The 19,857-nt window shown below is 69.4% G+C and carries 17 protein-coding genes and 2 tRNA genes; 14 read left to right on the top strand and 5 right to left on the bottom strand.

From position 1 onward, the window contains the following. Nucleotides 1-3: 3 nt before the first annotated feature. Both ABTU82_RS06670 and ABTU82_RS06665 read right to left on the bottom strand, forming a co-directional pair. Nucleotides 4-1,374 (bottom strand): cryptochrome/photolyase family protein, encoded by a 1,371-nt coding sequence (locus ABTU82_RS06670; RefSeq protein WP_407172496.1) that lies wholly within the window; start codon nt 1,372-1,374, stop codon nt 4-6. A 72-nt stretch (nt 1,375-1,446) separates the two neighbouring features. Then, nucleotides 1,447-2,679 (bottom strand): diacylglycerol/lipid kinase family protein, encoded by a 1,233-nt coding sequence (locus ABTU82_RS06665; protein ID WP_407172494.1) that lies wholly within the window; start codon nt 2,677-2,679, stop codon nt 1,447-1,449. 86 nt (nt 2,680-2,765) lie between these two features. On the opposite strand from ABTU82_RS06665, the gene serS reads away from it, so the two are divergent. From serS to ABTU82_RS06640, 5 genes are all read left to right on the top strand, one after another. Next, nucleotides 2,766-4,031, top strand: a complete 1,266-nt coding sequence (serS, locus tag ABTU82_RS06660) for a serine--tRNA ligase (RefSeq protein WP_407172492.1) — start codon at nt 2,766-2,768, stop codon at nt 4,029-4,031. Continuing rightward, nucleotides 4,028-4,915: an HAD family hydrolase gene (locus tag ABTU82_RS06655; RefSeq protein ID WP_407172490.1), complete on the top strand. Its 888-nt coding sequence runs from the start codon at nt 4,028-4,030 to the stop codon at nt 4,913-4,915. Before serS ends, ABTU82_RS06655 begins: the two co-directional genes overlap by 4 nt. 234 nt (nt 4,916-5,149) lie before the next feature. After that, nucleotides 5,150-5,234: transfer RNA gene (locus ABTU82_RS06650), tRNA-Ser, on the top strand. A 233-nt stretch (nt 5,235-5,467) separates the two neighbouring features. After that, the gene (locus ABTU82_RS06645; RefSeq protein ID WP_407172488.1) at nt 5,468-6,775 is read left to right on the top strand and encodes an LCP family protein; all 1,308 of its coding nucleotides are present in this window, start codon (nt 5,468-5,470) and stop codon (nt 6,773-6,775) included. Nucleotides 6,776-6,882: 107 nt separating this feature from the next. Then, nucleotides 6,883-6,974, top strand: a tRNA-Ser gene (locus ABTU82_RS06640). Nucleotides 6,975-6,987: 13 nt separating this feature from the next. Here the strand turns inward: ABTU82_RS06640 and ABTU82_RS06635 are convergent. Continuing rightward, on the bottom strand, nt 6,988-7,218 hold the full coding sequence (locus tag ABTU82_RS06635) for a hypothetical protein (RefSeq protein ID WP_407172486.1): 231 nt from the start codon (nt 7,216-7,218) through the stop codon (nt 6,988-6,990). 283 nt (nt 7,219-7,501) lie between these two features. Between ABTU82_RS06635 and ABTU82_RS06630 the strand changes: the two genes are divergently transcribed. The 9 genes from ABTU82_RS06630 (at nt 7,502) to ABTU82_RS06590 (ending at nt 16,530) form a co-directional block, all read left to right on the top strand. Continuing rightward, a complete protein-coding gene (locus tag ABTU82_RS06630) occupies nt 7,502-8,596 on the top strand; it encodes an MSMEG_0568 family radical SAM protein (protein ID WP_407172485.1) in 1,095 nt (364 codons plus the stop codon). Nucleotide 8,597: 1 nt separating this feature from the next. Then, nucleotides 8,598-10,013 (top strand): MSMEG_0567/sll0787 family protein, encoded by a 1,416-nt coding sequence (locus ABTU82_RS06625; RefSeq protein ID WP_116647978.1) that lies wholly within the window; start codon nt 8,598-8,600, stop codon nt 10,011-10,013. A gap of 106 nt (nt 10,014-10,119) precedes the next feature. Next, nucleotides 10,120-10,647, top strand: coding sequence for an MSMEG_0572/Sll0783 family nitrogen starvation response protein (locus ABTU82_RS06620; RefSeq protein WP_116647977.1), 528 nt, complete (start codon nt 10,120-10,122; stop codon nt 10,645-10,647). A 7-nt stretch (nt 10,648-10,654) separates the two neighbouring features. Continuing rightward, on the top strand, nt 10,655-11,557 hold the full coding sequence (locus ABTU82_RS06615; RefSeq protein ID WP_116647976.1) for a carbon-nitrogen hydrolase family protein: 903 nt from the start codon (nt 10,655-10,657) through the stop codon (nt 11,555-11,557). Then, nucleotides 11,550-11,849, top strand: coding sequence for an MSMEG_0570 family nitrogen starvation response protein (locus ABTU82_RS06610; protein ID WP_116647975.1), 300 nt, complete (start codon nt 11,550-11,552; stop codon nt 11,847-11,849). The genes ABTU82_RS06615 and ABTU82_RS06610 overlap by 8 nt, the downstream gene beginning before the upstream one ends. Then, on the top strand, nt 11,846-13,105 hold the full coding sequence (locus tag ABTU82_RS06605) for an MSMEG_0569 family flavin-dependent oxidoreductase (protein ID WP_407172482.1): 1,260 nt from the start codon (nt 11,846-11,848) through the stop codon (nt 13,103-13,105). The genes ABTU82_RS06610 and ABTU82_RS06605 overlap by 4 nt, the downstream gene beginning before the upstream one ends. A gap of 32 nt (nt 13,106-13,137) precedes the next feature. Next, nucleotides 13,138-13,992, top strand: coding sequence for a carbon-nitrogen hydrolase family protein (locus ABTU82_RS06600; protein ID WP_116647973.1), 855 nt, complete (start codon nt 13,138-13,140; stop codon nt 13,990-13,992). After that, entirely contained in the window at nt 13,989-15,128 is a 1,140-nt protein-coding gene (locus ABTU82_RS06595; protein ID WP_407172480.1) for an MSMEG_0565 family glycosyltransferase, read from the top strand. The genes ABTU82_RS06600 and ABTU82_RS06595 overlap by 4 nt, the downstream gene beginning before the upstream one ends. Further along, nucleotides 15,097-16,530, top strand: a complete 1,434-nt coding sequence (locus ABTU82_RS06590; protein ID WP_407172478.1) for an AMP-binding protein — start codon at nt 15,097-15,099, stop codon at nt 16,528-16,530. Before ABTU82_RS06595 ends, ABTU82_RS06590 begins: the two co-directional genes overlap by 32 nt. 21 nt (nt 16,531-16,551) lie before the next feature. Here ABTU82_RS06590 and ABTU82_RS06585 read toward each other — a convergent pair whose 3' ends face one another. Both ABTU82_RS06585 and ABTU82_RS06580 read right to left on the bottom strand, forming a co-directional pair. After that, the gene (locus ABTU82_RS06585) at nt 16,552-18,972 is read right to left on the bottom strand and encodes a phosphoketolase family protein (RefSeq protein ID WP_407172477.1); all 2,421 of its coding nucleotides are present in this window, start codon (nt 18,970-18,972) and stop codon (nt 16,552-16,554) included. 109 nt (nt 18,973-19,081) lie between these two features. Further along, the gene (locus ABTU82_RS06580; protein ID WP_407172475.1) at nt 19,082-19,636 is read right to left on the bottom strand and encodes a CGNR zinc finger domain-containing protein; all 555 of its coding nucleotides are present in this window, start codon (nt 19,634-19,636) and stop codon (nt 19,082-19,084) included. Nucleotides 19,637-19,857: the final 221 nt, after the last annotated feature.

The following is a 19,857-nucleotide window of genomic DNA, read 5'->3' as shown; positions in this document are numbered from 1 at the left end:
GGCTCAGCGCGCCCGCTTCACGTCCTCGTAGGCGGCGAGGGCCTGGCGGCGTGTGTCGCCGAGGTCGACGAGCGGTTCGGGGGCGTTCCCGTCGAGATGATCCGGTGCCCACCGGCGGACGTACTCGTCGTGCGCGTCGAACTTCTTGCGCTGCAGCTCGGGGTTGAAGATGCGGAAGTACGGGGCGGCGTCCGCGCCGGAGCCGGCGACCCATTGCCAGTTGAACGGGTTGCTCGCCCCGTCTGCGTCGACCAGCGTGTCCCAGAACCACTGCTCGCCGAGGCGCCAGTCGATCATCAGGTTCTTCACGAGGTACGACGCCGTCACCATGCGCACGCGATTGTGCATCGCGCCCGAGTGCCAGAGCTCCCGCATGCCGGCATCGACGAGGGCCACCCCGGTGCGTCCCTGCTGCCACGCCTCGAGGTGCTCGGGGTTCAGCCGCGGCCACGGGAAGGCGTCGAAGCCGCTGCGCCAGTTCTTCGTGGCCAGATCGGGGAAGTGGAAGAGCGTGTGGCAGGCGAACTCGCGCCAGCCGATCTCGGAGAGGAATCGCGAGGCGGATGCCGCGTGGGCGCCCGTGCCGCGCTGCTTCACCGTCTCGTGCCACACCTGGTACGGGCTGACCTCGCCCCACCGCAGATAAGGGGACAGGTGCGAGGTCGCCTCGCCCGCCGGTTCGTCGCGCGAGCGGTCGTAGTCGCCGAGGTCGTCGTCGAGGAAGCCCTTCAGTCGTTTGAGGGCGGCGGGCTCTCCGGGTTCCCACGCCTCGCGCAATCCGCCGGCCCAATCGGGCTTCGTGGGCAGCAGCTCCCACGTGCCGAGGTCGTCGGAGTCGGGCAGGGTCCCGGGAGCGTCGATCTCGCGGGGCGCCAACAGCGGCGCCCGCGGCGCCGGGAGGTCTTGGCATGCGCGCCAGAAGGGAGTGAACACCGAGTACGGGGTGCCGGATCCGGTCTGCACGGTCCACGGCTCGAAGAGCACGGATGCGGCGAAGGATGCCACCTCGACCCCGTCATCGCGCAGGGCGGCCTTGATCCCGGCGTCGATCTCGCGCTCGGCCCCGCCATAGCGACGGTTCCAGAAGACGGCCCCGGCAGACGCATCCGCCACCACCGCGGGAACGACGTCGGCCGCTCGGCCGCGGCGCAGCAGGAGGGCGCCACCGCGCTCGCGCAGGCGCTCGCCGAGCGAGTCGAGGCTGTGGTGCAGCCACCACTTCGCCGCCCCGCCGAGCTCGCGCATCCCGTCGGCGTCGCCCTCGAGCACGTAGAGGCAGATCACCGGCTCGCCGCGGTCGACGGCGGCGCGCAGCGCCGGGTTGTCGGCGATCCGCAGATCGTCGCGGAACCAGACGACGGAGGGACTCACCATCCCGCCACGCTATCGGCGGCGCCGACCGTGATCGTCGGGCTTGACACCCCCTCACAGCGTGAAGGTGTCGTGTTACAGCCTGGAGGTGTCGTGGCCCTTCGGCACGACGAGCTGCAGACCGCCCGCCACGATGCGGCAGTGGATGCGGGTGGCCTCGCCGAATTCGTCGCCGTCGAGCTCGACTGGCTGGGCGGGGGAGGTGGCGGTCTCGATCTCATGACCGCGCAGGTAGCGCACGGACGAATCGCGCCGACGCTCGAGCACCCGGCGCCCGGCGCGGAAGCGCCGGAGCACCGAGTTGTCCCAGGCGACCTTGCGCCAGACGCCGAGCCAGCCGAACGGGCCGGTGGGCTGAATGATCGCGACGTCCATGAGGCCGTCGCCGATCGAGGCGCCCGGGATGAGCGAGATGCCGGCCGGCAGGGTGCCGCAGTTCGCGAACAGGATGCTCTGGATCTTCGCCCCGTGGAGGCGCCGGTCGTCGAGCTGGTACATGATGCGGAACGGCTGCGCCTTCACGAGAGAACGCGCCGCTCCGTCGACGTAGGCGACCCAGCCGACGGTCTTCTTCAGCTGCGAGTTCGTGTTCGCGATCATCGCCGCATCCAGCCCCATGCCGGCCATGACGACGAAGCCGTGCTCCTCGGTCGTGCCGTCGGGGCGTCGCAGGCGCGCGACGCCGGCGTCGGTGGGGTGGATGTCGCCGTGGAACGTGGCGCGGATCATCGCGTCGGGGTCGGTCAGCGGCAGGTTGAGGTTGCGCGCGAGCAGGTTGCCCGTGCCGCTCGGGATGATCGACAGCGGCATGCCCGTGTCGGTCAGGGTCTCGGCCACCGCGCGGACCGTGCCGTCGCCGCCGGCCACGAGCACCGCGTCGACGCCGTCGTCGACCGCGGCGCGCGTGGCGTCGTCGCCGAGGTCGTCGACGGTCGTTTCGAAGAAGAGGGGGGCGTCCCACCCCGCCTCCGACGACAACGCGACGACCTTCGCACGCAGGGTCGCGGGGCTCACCTTGGTCGGGTTGTACACCAGGGCCGCGCGCTTCCCCGTTCCCCGCGGCGCTGCGAGCGGTGCGGGATTGCCCTGCGCGTCGACGCGGCGGGCCTCGCCCGCCGCCTCGGCCGACGAGTCGGGCGCGACGTCGTCAGGCTGGCGGATGACGCCGTCGGGTGCGGCGGCGTCCGCGGGCGCGGGAGAGTCGTCGTCGGCGCCGCGAGGACCCGGGGCATCGGATGCCGCGGAGACCGGGTCGTGCTCGCCCGCGCCGGGATCGTCGTCGCCGGGGACTGCCGGGGCTGGGGCCATGGCTCCCACCCTAGGGGCGGGGGCTCTCGGCGCGGACGGGGTCGGCCGCGGGTGAGGTCGGCGCTCGCGGACTCTAGACTGATCGCGTGATCGACGTGACCCTGCTGCGTGAAGATCCCGAGCTCGTCAAGCGCTCCCAGGTGGCCCGGGGCGAGTCTCCGGAGACCGTCGACGATGCCCTGGCGGCCGATCGGGGTCGCCGCGCCGCGATCACGGCCTTCGAGGAGCTGAGGGCCTCGCAGAACGCCCACGGCAAGCGCGTCGCCCAGGCACCCAAAGAGGAGAAGGCCGCCCTCGTGGCCGAGGCGAAGCAGCTGAGCGAGCGCGTGAAAGCAGCTCAGCACGCGGTGACCGAGGCCGAAGCATCCGCCGATCTCGCGCTGTCGAAGATCGAGAACATCGTCATCGACGGAGTGCCCGCCGGTGGCGAGGACAACTTCGTCACCCTCCGCACGCACGGCGACGTGCCCGCCTACGACTTCGAGCCGCTCGACCACCTCGCCCTCGGCGAGAAGCTCGGCGCGATCGACATGGAACGCGGCACGAAGGTCTCGGGCAGTCGCTTCTACTTCCTCACCGGCATCGGGGCGCGCCTCGAGCTCGCCCTCATGACACTCGCCCTCGACCGGGCGCTCGCCTCCGGGTTCACCCCGATCATCCCGCCGACCCTCGTGCGCCCCGAGGTCATGCGCGGCACCGGCTTCCTCGGCCAGCACGGCGACGAGGTCTACCACCTCGAAGACGACGACCTCTACCTCGTGGGCACGAGCGAGGTGCCCCTCGCCGGGTACCACATGGACGAGATCCTCGACTTCGAGAGGGGCGCCAAACGCTACGCCGGCTGGTCGACCTGCTACCGCCGCGAGGCCGGGTCGTACGGCAAGGACACGCGCGGCATCATCCGCGTGCACCAGTTCAACAAGCTCGAGATGTTCGTCTACACGACCCCCGAAGAAGCCGAGGCCGAGCACCTGCGTCTCGTGGCGATGCAGGAGGGGATGCTGCAGGACCTCGGTCTGTCGTACCGGGTGATCGACGTGGCCGCCGGCGACCTCGGATCGAGCGCCGCGCGCAAGTACGACATCGAGGCGTGGGTGCCGACCCAGGGCGCGTACCGCGAGCTCACCTCGACCTCCAACTGCACGACCTACCAGGCGCGGCGCCTCGACATCCGCTTTCGTCCCGAGGGCGGCAAGACCTCGCCGGTCGCGACCCTCAATGGCACGCTCGCGACCACCCGCTGGATCGTCGCCCTGCTCGAGACGCACCAGCGCGCCGACGGCTCGGTGACGGTGCCCGAGGTGCTGCGACCCTACCTCGGAGGCCTCGAGGTCATGGAGCCCGTCGAATGACGATCCCCGACACGGGCAGTGTCGACATCGTCGAGCAGGAGGACGCCGCCGAGCTGGTGGAGGATCTCGCCGAAGACGGTCTCGCCGAGCGGATGCTGATCGCCCTCGACGTCGACGGAACCGTCATCCTCGAAGACGAGACGCTCTCTCCCGGGGTCGTCGAAGCCGTCGAGCTCGCGCGGTCGCGCGGTCACGAGGTGATGCTCGCGACCGGCCGCAGCTGGGACAGCACGCATACGATCATGGAGCGCCTGGGCATCTGGCCCGAGTACGCGGTGTGCTCCAACGGCGCGATCGTGATGAAGCGCGTCGGCGGCGGTGGCGCCGACGGATACGAGCGCGCCCACACCGAGACGTTCGATGCGTCGGAGGTGCTGACGCTGCTGGGCGAGCACCTCTCCGACGCGCGCTACATGGTCGAGCTGCCCGACGGCACCCGCCTGTACACCGAGTACCTCGAGGACTGGAACCTGCGCGGCGCGGGGCACGTCACGTTCGAACAGCTCAGCCACCAGCCCGTCTGCCGCGTGGTCGTCGTCTCGCCCGGCAAGAGCGACGAAGACTTCGTCGACCTCGTCGCGCGTATCGGCCTGAACCAGGTGTCGTACGCCATCGGGTGGACCGCGTGGCTCGACATCGCCCCGATGGGCGTCGACAAGTCCACGGCGCTGGAGCTCGTGCGGGGCTGGCTGGGCATCGCCCCCGAGCGCGTTCTCGTCATGGGCGACGGGCGCAACGACATCGGGATGTTCGAGTGGGCCGTCCGGCACGGCGGCCGCGCCATCGCCATGCGCCAGGGGCCCACCGAGGTGCACGCGGCGGCCAGCGAGATCGGCCTCTCGGTCGACGAGGGCGGCGTCGCCGCGATCCTCCGCGCGCTGTAGGGCACCCGCGCCGCATCCGTCTCCGTGCGTTCGGGGCGCACCCTTCTCACTGGGGCGTGGAATTCCGCGCCCCAACGGGAGAAGAGCGCCCCAAATCGGCCGGGGGCCGATGGCGCGGCGCGCCGCATCCGTTTGGCGCGTCTATCAGGGCTTGTCCAGACCGGCGCGTCAGAATGGCGGCCAGGTACTCGATAGACTCGACGCCGTTCGACGGTGCTGCGAAGCACGCTGTCGGGAGGGTTGTCCGAGCGGCCGATGGACCTGGTCTTGAAAACCAGTGGGCAGAGATGTCCCGTGGGTTCGAATCCCACACCCTCCGCTGGTTCGACGGAGACCCCTGCAGGGGGTCGCCGGCGGACCATGAGAGGACCCGGGTTCGAACCTTCAGGTGGGCCCCTGCCGTCAGAGGCTCCGCGGAGCGCGAAGCGATCCGTGAAGTGACGGTAGGGACGAATCCCACACCCTCCGCAATGTGAACGCCTCCGCAAGAGCATCTGCACACTCCGCCGGACCTGGGGGTCGGCGAGAACGATCCGCCCCGAGAGGACCCGAGTGAGTACGATCAAGCCCGCCAAGCGCGGCCGCCGCACGGTGGCGCGTCACGGACGCCTCACCTCGCCGCATCCGTTCGCGCAGCTGATGAAGGTGGTGGCCGTCGCGGTGGCGGTGGTGCTCGTCGCGGGCCTCGGGGTCGGCGGCTACGTGCTGTACGACCTGACGCAGAGCTACACCGCCGACGCGATCGAGCTCGAGGGGCAGTCGGATGTTCCGCCCGACATCGGCGCGATCGAGGGGGGCGTGAATCTCTTCATCGCCGGCACCGACAAGTGCGAGCCCGAGTACGCCGACATCTTCGGCGATCGCTGCACCGGGCCCGACTCGGCCAGCGAGCTCAACGACGTGAACATGCTCGTGCACATCTCCGATGAGCCGCGTCGGGTGACGGTCATCTCCTTCCCGCGCGACCTCATGGTGCCCATCCCGTCGTGCACCGACGCCGACGGCACGACGTCGCCGGCGATGACCAAGCAGCAGATCAACACGACCTTCTCCTACGGCGGCCTCTCGTGCACCGTGAAGACGATCTCCGAGCTGAGCGGACAGGACATCCCGTTCGCCGCCACCGTGACGTGGGGCGGTGTCATCGAGATCACCAACGCGATCGGCGGCGTCGACGTCTGCGTCTCCGGCGGCATCCGCGACCGGTACACCGGTCTCGATCTCACCCCGGGCGTGCACACGATCCAGGGCGTCGAAGCGCTGCAGTTCCTGCGCACCCGCCACGGCGTCGGCGACGGCGGAGACCTGGGTCGTATCTCGAACCAGCAGCAGTACATGTCGCGCCTGGTGAAGAAGCTCGTGAGCGAAGATGTGCTGTCGAACCCGGGCACGCTCTACAAGCTCGCGTCGACGGCGCTCAACAGCATCGACCCGTCGACGTCGCTCACGAACCCGCTGACGCTCGCGCAGATCGCCCTCGCGGTGAAGGACGTGCCGTTCGACGAGATCACGTTCATCCAGTACCCGACCGTGGCCGACCCCGTCGACGCGAACCGCGTGATCCCGAACAAGTCGGCCGCGACGGCGCTCTGGGACGCCCTCGCCACCAACCAGCCGCTCGAGCTGACCGGCGAGGCCAGCCAGGGCGACGGCGTCGTCGTGGTCGACCCGACGGGGGCTCCGACAGCAGAGCCCACGGCAGAACCGACGGATGCCGCGCCCGAGGCGCCCGCTCCGACCGAGAGCGCCACCGGGGTTCCGGCGCCGACCGAGTCGGCCGTCGCTCTTCCCGACTCGATCGCCGGTGTGACGGCGGCGCAGGAGACGTGCTCGAACGGCAACCTGACCGGGATCGGCTGACCCGCGCCGGAGAGACGCCCGGATGCGGCGGGCGGCGCGGGTTCGGTGAGACCTGCGGCACCCGTTACTATGAGTGGGTGCGTCCGCCGTTTCGGCGACGGAAGCCTGGAGACGTCGCATAGTTCGGCCTAGTGCACCACCCTGCTAAGGTGGAGTCCCCTCACGGGGACCGAGGGTTCAAATCCCTCCGTCTCCGCCAGAGAATCCCCCGATCACTCGGGGGATTTCTTCGTTCCGGGGCCGCCGTCGAGCCCCGCATCCTTCTCGTCCGTCTCGGGCGGGGTTGCGGGGCGGGTGCCCAAGATGATGAACGTGATCGCCGAGGCCGCGAACGGCAGCGCGATGGCCCAGCTGTCCATCGCGAGCCACATGGCAGCCGCGACCGCGAGGAACGAGATTCCGACGGCGAGGTACGCCCGGTTGCTGTTCGAGGAATCGCTCATGCCTTCACGCTAGCCAGCGGCACCGGGGCCCACATCCGTCGCGCGGGGGAGGAAGGCGCGGGCCTCGTTGGGAGGCGGGGGATCGGCTCGCGCGCGGGCTCTCGCGCGCGCACAGCCCGCGCGCCGACCGATTGCCCGCATCTCGGAGGGAGCGCGACGAGTCCTCCACAGGCGCGAGACCTGCGCGACGGCTCGCCTCGACGAAACGCAAACTTCTCGGGCGGAAACACGGTCGCTATCCGTTCGTAGCCACACCGAAACAGGATGTCCGTCTACTGGAGTCATGACTCCCGCACCGGCTGCTCCGACCGACACCGCCGCCCACGTCTCGACACGCGTGAACATCGCGCTGCTCGGCGTACGCAGTGACGCGCCGGTCCGGCGATCCGGGGGTGCGGGGCCCAGTGACGACGGCCACTTCATCATAAACGGCGAGGGCGCTGCGATCCCGCTCAATCCTTCGAGCCCCTATGTCGTGAGCTCCAGTGGCAGGCTCACCTTCGAGGGCGCCGACCTCGGCTTCGATGTGCAGCCCGTGGTGAGGCCGAAGTTCTACGATCTCGAGACGGCCGACGGGGTCAACTACGAGAAGATCGCCAAGCTCCACGGGCGCAACGTGCTGGCGACGACCGTCGTGCAGACCTGCGTACGTTATGACGAGAGCGAACGGTGCCGGTTCTGTGCGATCGAAGCATCGCTCGATGCCGGACTCACGATCGCGGTGAAGACCCCCGCGATGCTCGCCGAGGTCGCCGAGGCGGCTGTGCGGCTGGACGGCATCACGAGCATGGTCATGACGACGGGCACCTCCAACGGCTGGGACCGCGGCGCCAAGCACCTGGCGCGATGCGTGCGCGCGGTCAAGAAGGCGGTTCCGGGGCTCGAGATCCAGGTGCAGTGCGAGCCGCCCGCCGATCTGCGGGCGATCACCGACCTGTACGACGCGGGGGCCCGCTCGATCGGCATCCACGTCGAATCGATGGACGACGACGTGCGCCGGAGGTGGATGCCGGGCAAGTCGCGCGTGAGCATGGACGAGTACCGGGCGGCCTGGCGCGAGGCGGTGCGCGTGTTCGGCTTCAACCAGGTCTCCACCTATCTCCTCGTCGGCATGGGGGAGGACCCCGACGAACTCGTCGACGGCGCGCGCGAGCTCATCGAGATGGGGGTGTACCCCTTCGTCGTGCCCTTCCGTCCCCTCAAAGGCACCCTCGCCACCGACGTCGACAAGGTGCCCGCTCCGCACCGATCCGTGCTCGACTCGGTGACGACGCGCGTCGCGGACCTGCTCACCGCGGCGGGGATGCGCGGCGAGGACCAGCGAGCCGGCTGCGTGGCGTGCGGTGCCTGCAGCGCGCTGAAGACGGCGGGCGCCTGACATGCTCGACGTCCCGCTCATCACCGGCCTCGCCCCCGAGGCGGCTCGTGACCGGACCGCCTGGCGCATTGCGCGGGCGACGAGCGGCCAGATCGACGACTACCGTGCGATCCGGCGCGAGGTCTTCGTCGCCGAGCAGGGCATCTTCGACGCCGATGACGCGGACCGGATCGACGACGACCCGCGCACCATCGTGCTCGTCTGCATCGACCGGGAGGGAGTCGTTCTGGGGGGCGTGCGAATCGCTCCGGCGGTCGAAGGACGCGACATCGGGTGGTGGACGGGCAGCCGTCTCGTGGTGCGGCGTGACGCCCGCGGAGCGGGCGGCATCGGCTCCGCGCTCGTACGAGAGGCCTGCGCCACCGCACTCTCCCAGGGGGTGCTCCGATTCGAGGCGACCGTGCAGGAGCGCAACGAACCGCTGTTCCGTCACCTCGGATGGCAGACCTGGGGGCGCGCATCGATCGGCGGATCCGCCCACGTGCGCATGCGCTGGCCCATCGACCGCATCCAGCGACTCCTGCAGGCGACCAAGGGCCCGCTCGGCGAGCTCATCGGCGCGCTGCGCGGCGATGACCCGGGTGCTCTCGGCGGTTCCGGCTACGTCGGCGACGATGGGGTCCCCCTCCACGGAACAGACGTGGTCGCCGCGTGCGACGCGATTCTGCCGGCGATGGTCGAGCGCGACCCCGAGTGGGCGGGATGGTGCGCCGTGCTGGTCAACATGAACGATCTGTCGGCGATGGGTGCGAAGCCGGTCGGGCTGCTCGACGCGGTCGCGGCACCGACCGCGTCGTTCGCCCGTCGCATCCTCGGGGGTCTGCGCAGCGGGGCGGACGCCTGGGGCGTTCCTATCCTCGGCGGACACACCCAGCTCGGCGTCGCGTCGTCGCTCTCGGTGACCGCACTCGGACGAACCAAGCGGCCGGTGCCGGGAGGCGGCGGACGCGCGGGCGACGACCTCAGTCTCACCGTCGATCTCCGCGGGCGCTGGCGCCGAGGGTTCGAGGGCAAGCAGTGGGACACCACTTCGGCACGCACCGGGGCCGAGCTGCGCGAGCTCGGCGCGATCGTCCGTCGAGCCCGCCCCGCCGCGGCGAAGGACGTCAGCATGGGCGGCATCGTCGGCAGCGCCGCGATGCTCGCCGAGGCATCGGGTACCGGCCTCACGCTCGACGTCTCCGCGATCCCCGCGCCCGATGACGTCGCGTTCGGCGACTGGCTGACATGTTTTCCCGGGTTCGGGATGCTGACGGCCGACCGTCCGGGACGCTCTCGCACGGCGTCGCGCATCGCCGAGACCGCCGTCATCGGAACGCTCGACACCGGGACGGACGTGCGGCTGCGGTGGCCCGACGGCGTCGAGACCGTGGCGTGCGATGGTGCAGCGACCGGCCTCGGTTCCGCCGCTTCGTAACACGACCTCATTCCGGATGAAACCACATCGAAACATCGAATGGGGAGTGTGGATACACGCTCCCTTCAGCTCCATCCCGTGCTCCACCCCACGAAAGAGATGAACCATGCCTGAAGACATCGACGCCCAGATCGCCGAGAACATCGCCACGTCCCTCGGCGAGATCCCCCACCCCTCGCTCCCCAAGGGGACCAACATCTACGGGTCGACCAAGATCTTCCCCGACTTCCAGGCCGAGGACGGCGAGACCTACTTCACCTTGATCCACGGCATCCCGCACGAGTCTTCGGTCAGCTTCGTCGCGATCCTGCAGGCCACGCGGGCCCTTCGAAAGGGCTTCGAGTCGGCGATCTACTTCTACGGCCCGGGCACGCTCGCCTGCACGGCGAATCGCGGCTTCCCGACGACGGGCGACTCCGGCTTCCCGGGGGAGTTGAACATGAACGGCTCGCTCGAGACCTTCATCAAGGAGGGCGGCACGGTCTACTGCTGCCGCTTCGGCATGGCGCTGCACGGCATGCGCGAGGAAGACCTCATCGAGGGTGTCGTCCCCGCGCACCCGCTGGACGTGCAGGACGCGCTGATCTACTACGCCCGCAAGGGCGCGATCATCAACTCCACCTACAACCTGTAAGGCACGGATGTCTGTCACTGTCGCATCGGTCTCGGCGAACTTCACGCGGGACCTCGCTCAGAACTACGCGCTGATCGAGCAGCTGCTCGAAGACGCGCGAGCTCAGGGAGCCCGCCTCGTCGCGTTCCCCGAAGCCGCCATCGGTGGCTACCTCTCCTCGCTCGGCAACCACGGCGATACCATCCAGAACACCCGACGCTCTCTCCCGCCTGCGATCCGGTTGGACGGACCCGAGATCAGGCGGGTGCAGGAGCTCGCCGGCGACACGATCCTCACCATCGGGTTCTGCGAGCTGGATGATGACGGGCAGACGCGGTACAACGCCGCGGTCTGTCTCGACGGCGAGCGCATCTACGGTTCGTACCGCAAGGTGCATCAGCCCCTGGGCGAGAACATGTCGTACTCGGCCGGCTCGACGTACACCGCGTTCGACACCCCGGTGGGTCGGGTGGGGATGCAGATCTGCTACGACAAGGCGTTCCCTGAGGCTGCGCGGATGCTGGCACTCGACGGCGCCGAGATCGTCGTCAGCATGTCGGCGTGGCCTGCCGCACGCACCGCGACGGCGGAGAACCTGCAGGACGACCGCTGGACCTACCGGTTCAACCAGTTCGACATCGCCCGGGCGCTGGACAACCAGGTCTTCTGGATGGCGTCCAACCAGTCGGGCACGTTCGGGTCGCTGCGCTACGTCGGCAACGCGAAGGTCGTCGACCCCGGCGGCAACATCATCGCCACGACGCTGCTCGGCGCGGGCCTCGCCGTCGCCGAGATCGACATCGACGACACGTTCCGAGCGATGCGCGGGGGGATGTTCCATCTGCGCGACCGCCGTCCCGACGTCTATGGCCCGGTCACCGCGACCGACGGTGACAGCGCGACACGCTGGAGGGAGCTGGCTCATGCCTGAGATGACTTTCGCCGTGCGTTGGCCCGACGGCCAACAGACGTCGCACTATTCACCGAGTCTCGTCATGCACGACTATCTGCGGGTGGGGGAGCGGTACACGCTCTCGGACTTCGTCGGTCGCACGAGTGAGGCACTCGCCATCGCCAGTGAGCGGGTGCGGGCCAGGTACGGATTCGCCTGCACCTCGGCGATGCACTCGGAGGAGACCATCGCGACCGCCGCTTCCGCGTACGCGGCCGGCGAGGTCGTGGTCGTCGCTATGCAGCCCGGCCTCGAGGGAGCCGCATCGTGATCCCCGTCGCGCTGAACGACGGCGATCACTTCGAGGCCGTCATCGTCGGCGGAGGCCAGGCGGGTCTCGCCCTGAGCTGGCATCTCGTCCAGCAGGGCGTCCGTCACGTGGTGATCGAGCGTGACACGCTCGTGCACGAGTGGCGAGACGGCCGCTGGGACAACTTCACCCTGGTGACACCGAACTGGCAGTGCCGTCTGCCCGGCTATCCCTACGACGGCCCCGACCCCGACGGCTTCATGGCACGCGATGAGGTCTACGCGTGGACGAGGAACTACGCCGACACGTTCGATGCGCCGGTCGCGGAGGGGGTCTCGGTCTCTGTGGTCGAGGAGCGCCCCGGCGGGGGGTTCACGGTGCGCACGAGCGCGGGCACCCTCACCGCCGACACGGTCACCTCCGCCACGGGCGGATACCACCTCCCCGTCACGCCCGCGTGGGCGCGCGAGATCCCCGGCGACGTCTTCCAGCTGCACTCGCACGAGTACCGCAACGCCGCTCAACTGCCCGAGGGTCCCGTCCTGGTGGTCGGGTCGGGTCAGTCCGGCACGCAGATCGCGGAGGACCTCTTGCTCGAGGGTCGCGACGTTCACCTCGCGCTGGGTCGCGCGCCCCGGGTCGCCCGCTTCTACCGCGGGAAGGACTGCATGACGTGGCTCGCCGAGATGGGCGTCTACGACGTGCCGGTCTCGGCCCACGGGCTCGCCAAGCGCGAATCGACGAACCATTACGTCACCGGCCGCGACGGCGGTCGTGACATCGATCTGCGCCAGTTCGCCGTGCGCGGTGTACGTCTCTACGGCCGCGCCGTCGGTCTCACGGACAGCGCTTTCCTGTTCGACGACACTCTGCCCGACAATCTCGACTACGCCGACTCGGTAGCCGAGTCGATCAAGAACGACATCGACCGGTACATCGAGCGCGAGGAGATCCACGCCCCGGAAGAGGAACGGTACAGCGCGGTGTGGCAGCCGACCGAGGTGCCTCGCCAGCTCGCAACAGCCGACGTCGCGTCAGTGATCTGGGCGATCGGCTTCCGCGCGGACTGGTCCTGGCTCGGCAACCTCGACGTCCTCGACCACCAGGGGCATCCCCTGCACACGTACGGGGAGTCGAAGGTGCCCGGGTTCTTCTTCATCGGCCTCCCCTGGATGCATACGTGGGGATCCGGTCGCTTCCACGCGATCGCCCGTGATGCCGAGCACGTCGCGGGCAGGATCGCCGTGCGCGAACAGCAGCAGATTCCCGTCGCCTGAGGCGAGCGGGCACCGAGCTATACCCTGAGGCAATGGGCACAGTGACGATGGCGGGGGTCGCGGCGCACTTCGGCCGCGACGTCGATCGCACCCTCGCCAAGCTGCCCGGCATCATCGATCACGCTCGTGAGAGAGGTGTGGATCTGCTCGTCCTTCCCGATGCGACGATCGGCGGATATCTGCTCGAGCTCGAACACCCCTCGCACGCCGTCGACAGCGCGCCGCGGTCGGTCGACCTCGACGGGCCGGAGGTCGCGGCCGTCGCCGCCATGGCCGGGCAGATGACGGTGTGCTTCGGGGTGGCCGAGCGCGCGGTCATCGACGGTGCCGAGGTCAGGTACAACACCGCCGTCTGTGTGACGGGCGACGGCATCCTGGGTGCGCACCGCAAGGTGCATCTTCCGCTCGGCGAGTCCGACGTCTATCGCGCGGGCGACGAGTTCTCGGCGTTCGACACCCCCGTCGGGCGGCTGGGCATGCTTATCGACTTCGACAAGACCTTCCCCGAGTCCGCGCGATCGCTCGCGCTCGACGGCGCCGAGATCCTCGCCTGCTTGAGCGCGTGGCCCGCGAGTGTCACCGACCGCTCCGATCGCATCCGCAACGACCGGCAGGCCCACCTGTTCGATCTGTACGACTGCGCGCGGGCGGCCGAGAACCAGGTCTATCTCGTGTCGTCCAACCAGACGGGCGTCATGGGCGGCCTGCGATTCCTCGGCCAGGCGAAGATCGTCGACCCGGCCGGCGAGATCATCGCGAAGACGTGGGCGAAGGGGGGTCTCGCCGTCGCCGAGGCGGATGTCGCAGCATCCCGTGCACGAGCTCGTCGCAGCCTCAACCACCTCGACCAGCGCGCGGAGCACGCCTACCGGCTGACCGCGCCATGAAGATCGCCCAGGTCACGTACTCGACCAAGCCGCGCGGCGGCGTCGTTCACACTCTGGCCCTGGCGGAGGCTCTCGCCGCCCGCGGCAACGACGTCGAGGTGTGGACTCTCGGCCGCGGGTCCGACACGGCCTTCTTCCGAGAGGTCGACCCGGCGGTGCGCGTTCGCGTCGTTCCCTTCGAGTCGCGTGAGGGCGAAGGCGTCGGTGAGCGCATCGAGCGCTCGATCGGCGCCATGGCACGGCACTTCTCGAGCAGCGCCGATGTGGTGCACGCGCAGGACTGCATCTCGGCGAACGCGGTGATCGCGGCGGGCCGTGAGTGCATCCGGACCATCCATCACCTCGACGCGTTCACCACACCGAGACTCGTCGAGTGTCACGAACTCGCCATCCATCGACCGGCGGCCCGCATCTGCGTCTCGCGTGCCGTCGCCGCCGAAGTCGAGGCCGAGTACGGGTACGCGCCCACCGTGATCTCGAACGGCGTCGACGCCGAACGTTTCGCGGATGCTGCGGGGCCGGCCGGAGAAGCGCTGCGCGCGCGCTGGCGCGCCGATCTGGGGGACTACGTGCTCGCTCTGGGCGGGATCGAGCCGCGCAAGGGTTCGCTCGATCTGCTCGAGGCTTTCGCGATGCTGCGGAGCAGGAGGCCGGAACTGCGTCTCGTCTTCGGGGGTGGGGAGACTCTCTTCGACTACCGCTCCTACCGCCGGGAATTCGAGCGGCGCGCGGTCGAGCTCGGGATCGAGCCGACCATCCTCGGCACGCTTGCCGATGGCGACGTGCCGTCTCTCGTGGCGGGGGCCACCGTGCTGGGCTTCGTCTCGACGAAAGAGGGCTTCGGCCTCGCCGCGATGGAGGCGCTCGCCGCGGGCGTGCCGGTCGTTGCTCGCGATCTGCCGGTGACGCGCGAGGTCTTCGGCGACGCGGTCACCTACGCGACCGATGTGAGGCAGATCTCCGACGCACTGGAGCGGGTCCTCGGCGGCGGCGCGGTCGACCCGGCCGCAGGAAGGCGGCTCGCTCGCTCTTTCACCTGGTCTGCGGCAGCTCGCGCCCACGAGGACTTCTACCGCGCCGTGCTGCGTGAGGAAGGCGGCGACGATGCTCAGGTCCCTGTCGTCGATCATCGCTGACCGCGCGCGGTCGCAGCCCGACGAGGTCGTCGTCGTCGACCAGCGGGGCGAACTCACCGCTGCGGAACTCGACGACGCGGCGACGCGATTGGCCCACGTGCTGATCTCGCGAGGGGTGGTCCAGAACGACCTGGTGACGGTGTCCCTTCCGAACGGGCGGGACATCGTCATCGCCTGCGTCGCTGTCTGGAGGGCAGGAGCGACACCGCAGCCGGTCGCCCTCGCTCTCACCGATGAGGAGCGGGCAGCCGTCGAAGATGTGGCGCGTCCGAGCGCGTCGATCGGTGCGCGCCCGCGGTCGGCGCGGATCGCGTGGATCGTTTCTGTCGATGCGCCACCCGCCACCGGCGCCCTCCCCGATCTGATCGCGGCCTCATGGAAAGCACCGACGACGTCGGGGTCGACCGGGCGACCGAAGGTCGTGAAGGCCCATGCGCCGGCCTCGATGGATCCGTCGGAGCCCGTCGCGCCGTTCCTGCCGCTCCGCGGCGTTCACCTGGTCGCGGGTCCGCTGACGCACTCTGCGACGTTCACGTACGCGTTTCGAGGGCTGCTGACCGGACACAGGCTGATCATCCTTCCCCGCTTCGACGAGCGCGCCTGGCTCGCGGCCGTAGAGATGCACGCCGTCACCTGGGCGCTGCTGGTGCCGACGATGATGCACCGGCTGCTGCGGCTCCCCGAGGAGGAGCGGGATCCGGCGCGGATCCGGTCGATCGAGACCCTGCTGCACATGGGCGCGCCCTGCGGCGTCGAGCTCAAGGGCGCGTTCCTGAACTGGGCGGGGGCCGAGCGTGTGGTCGAGGTCTACGCGGGTTCGGAGTCCAACGGGCTCACGATGATCCGAGGCGATGAATGGCTCCGTCACGTCGGCAGCGTCGGAAGGGCCATCGGGGGGACGGAGGTTCAGATCCGCTCCGCCGACGGTGCTGAGCTCGCCACGGGCGAGGCGGGAGTGGTGTGGATGCGCCGGGGCGAGCGCCCCGCCTATGAATACCTCGGTGCGTCGTCCCGGCGAGACCCGCTCGGGTGGGACACGCTCGGCGACGTCGGCCGGGTCGACGAGGAGGGATTCCTCTACCTTCTGGACAGGCAGGACGACGTCATCAATCGCGGTGGCGAGAAGGTGTATCCCGTCGAGATCGAGCGGGTGCTCGAGCAGCATCCCGCGGTTCGCAGCGCGGTCGCGTTCGGTGTGCCCGACGATGCCCTGGGACACGGCATCCACGCTGTCGCCGACGTCGCAGGGGCGGGCGTGGGCGAGCCCGAATTGCTGGCGTGGGCTCGGGAGCGACTCGGATCGCGCACACCTGCATCGATCCGGATCGTCCACGAACCGGTGCGCAACGACGCCGGGAAGACGTCTCGTCGGCGGTGGGCGCAAGCCCGTCATTCCGAGTGAACCGCGCTGCTCGTCGCGGCGCTACCACGTCCAGTCTGCGACGACCGGGATGTCCACGCCGAACTCGCGCGTATGGGCGCGAGCCAGGATGCGGGCATCCTGCATCTCCTGGCGAAGAGTCCCCTGTCGGGCATCGAGTCCGGGGACCCGGTCGAGCACGTCGATCACCAGCCGGTACCGGTCGAGGTCGTTGAGCATCACCATGTCGAAGGGCGTCGTGGTCGTTCCCTCTTCGATGAAGCCCCTCACGTGCAGGTTCGCGTGGCCTCGACGGCGGTACGTCAGCCGGTGGATCAGCCAGGGGTAGCCGTGGTAAGCGAAGATCACCGGTTTGTCGGTGGTGAAGATCGCGTCGTACTCGGCGTCGCTCAACCCGTGGGGATGCTGATCCTCGCTTTGCAGGCGCATGAGGTCGACGACATTCACCACGCGCACCTTGAGAGTCGGCACGGACGCGCGAAGCAGGCTCGCCGCCGCGAGCACCTCGAGCGTCGGCACATCTCCGGCGCAGGCGAGCACGACGTCGGGTTCTTCGCCGCGCCGCTCCGTTCCCGCCCACTCGAAGATCCCGAGCCCGCGCGTGCAGTGGAGCACCGCGTCGGGCATCGACAGCCAGTTCGCCTGGGGCTGTTTGCCCGCGACGACCACGTTCACGTAGTCGACCGACCGCAGGCAGTGGTCGTAGGTCGACAGGAGCGTATTGGCGTCGAACGGCAGATAGACGCGGACGACGTCGGCCTTCTTGTTCACCACATGGTCGATGAACCCGGGGTCCTGATGCGATGCGCCGTTGTGATCCTGACGCCAGACGTGCGAGCTCAACAGATAGTTCAGCGACGAGATGGGTCGCCTCCAGGCGATCGCCCGCGATGTCTTCAGCCATTTGGCGTGCTGGTTGAACATCGAGTCGACGATGTGGATGAAGGCCTCGTAGGAGGTGATCAGACCGTGCCTGCCCGTGAGCAGGTATCCCTCGAGCCAGCCTTCGCACTGGTGCTCGGACAGCATCTCCATCACCCGGCCGGATCGGGCGAGATGATTGTCGAGGTCCGCGTCGATGACCTCGGCGTCCCACTGCTTATCGGTCGCCTCGAAGACGGATTGCAGCCGGTTCGAGGCGGTCTCGTCGGGTCCGAAGATGCGGAAGTTGTCGGGGTTGGCGACGATGACGTCTCGGAGCCAGGTGCCGAGCACCGCGGTGGCCGAGCTGGTGGTCTCACCGGGGGTCGGCACCTCGACGGCGTAGTCCCGGAAGTTCGGCAGCCGCAAGGGGACGCGCAGCAGCCCGCCGTTGGCGACGGGGTTGGCGCTCATCCGGCGATCCCCGTCGGGGGCGAGAGCCGTTGCCAGCGGGACGACGGCACCGGCGTCGTCGAAGAGCTCCTCCGGACGGTAGGAGCGAAGCCAGTCCTCCAGGACGGTGACGTGGGCGGGCGTGTCGCGAGCGTCGGGGAGCGGCACCTGGTGGGAGCGCCAGCTGTTCTCGGCCGGTTTCCCGTCGATGAAGGCCGGACAGGTCCATCCCTTCGGGGTGCGCAGGATGATCATGGGCCAGGAGGGCCGGGCGTCGAGGCGTCCGGCTCGCGCATCGGCTTTGATCTGCGCGATCTGATCCATCGCTTCGTCGAGGACGGCGGCGAAACGGCGGTGCACCTCGCGAGGATCTTCGTGGTCGAAGCCGCCAGAAACGAGATACGGGGTATGGCCATAGCCGCGCATCAACTGGTCGAGCTCGAGGTCGGGTATGCGGGCGAGGAGCGTCGGGTTGGCGATCTTGTAGCCGTTGAGATGCAGGATCGGCAGAACGACCCCGTCGTGAAGCGGATCGATGAACTTGTTCGAGTGCCAACTCGTCGCCAGCGGCCCGGTCTCCGCTTCGCCGTCGCCCACGACGGCGGCGACGAGAAGATCGGGATTGTCGAAGACGGCGCCGTACGCGTGGGAGAGCGAGTAACCGAGCTCGCCGCCCTCGTGGATCGAGCCGGGGGTTTCCGGGGCGACGTGGCTGGGGATCCCGCCGGGGAAGGAGAACTGCCGGAAGAGCTTCCTGACCCCGTCGGTCGTGTGGTCGATGTCGTCGTAGATCTCGCTATAGGTCCCGTCGAGATAGGTGTTCGCGACCATCCCGGGCCCGCCGTGGCCGGGTCCGGCGATGAAGATCGTGTTGAGGTCCCGGTCGCGGATGACCCTGTTGAGGTGGGCGTAGACGAAGTTCAGCCCCGGCGTGGTGCCCCAGTGCCCGAGCAGTCTCGACTTGATGTGCGCGGGGGCGAGCGGCTCGCGCAGCAGCGGATTGTCGAGCAGATAGATCTGTCCGATGGAGAGGTAGTTCGCCGCTCGCCACCATGCGTCCAGTTCGTCGAGCGTCCGGTCGGTGACGCTGTCGGTGCGGAACGCGAACCCCGTGGATCCGCCTCCTCCTGCTACGGTTTCCGCTGTCATGGCGTGATCCCTTCTCGACGGTGCGTGCGCCGGCTTCGGCGGTCTCCCCGGGGGATGTCCTCGGCGCCTGACCCCACCCCAGCACACGGGCCGCTCCGCCGGTAGGGGCCTAGGTCCCCCGAGGCGGCGGCGCGGCGGTGCGGCGCCGGTGCCTCCGGACGGCGGCGCGGTTCGCGCAGCGGACGGAGCAGTAGCGCTGGCGGCCGTTGCGGGTCACGTCGACGACGACGTTGACGCACGCGTCGCCGGGTTCGGCGCCGGCCTCGCACCGACGAAGACGGCTCATGCCTCGGGTCGTCAGGTGCATCGCCGTGCCCACCGAGATCACGGCGTCGAGCACGGGGGCGAGCGACTGCTCCTCATCGCGGTAGTGGAGGTGCCATCCCTCGCCGTCATGGTCGGTCAGGCGCGGGTAGGCGGCGATCGCCGCCATCCGGGCGTTGAGCAGAGCCGCTCTCGCGGTCGGTGTGGGAGCGTCGACCACGGTGAGCCACGCGTCGATCACCGCTCGGGTCCGGGCATGATCGTCGGCGGCGACGCGGAAGGCCATCGTCATGCCGTGGTCGCGGGTGCGCTCCTCGATCTCCGACCGGTTGTGGGGCCAGTCGTTGGCGAGGGATGCGGCGAGCAACACCGCGTACTCCCCGTAAGGGTTGAGATGCATAAGACCATGACATCACAGTGGAGGCATGGATGCCCCGCCGCTCGATTCTGACCGTCAGCCGCCCTCACCCGCACCCTCGCCCGTCGCCGCGCACGAGCACGGCTGGGCGACGGAGTCCGCGCACCGCACCAGCGAGGGGCGGCTGCTCTACGTGCGCTGCCTCGGCTGCGGCGCGAGACGTGTCGACCTGCAGTCGAGCCCGTGCGTCCCGCCCGGAGCGG

It is taken from the genome of Microbacterium deferens, from assembly GCF_045517775.1.
Taxonomy (GTDB): Bacteria; Actinomycetota; Actinomycetes; order Actinomycetales; family Microbacteriaceae; genus Microbacterium.
Note: the sequence above shows the minus strand (reverse complement) of the source record. Positions and strands in the feature narration are given on the sequence as shown.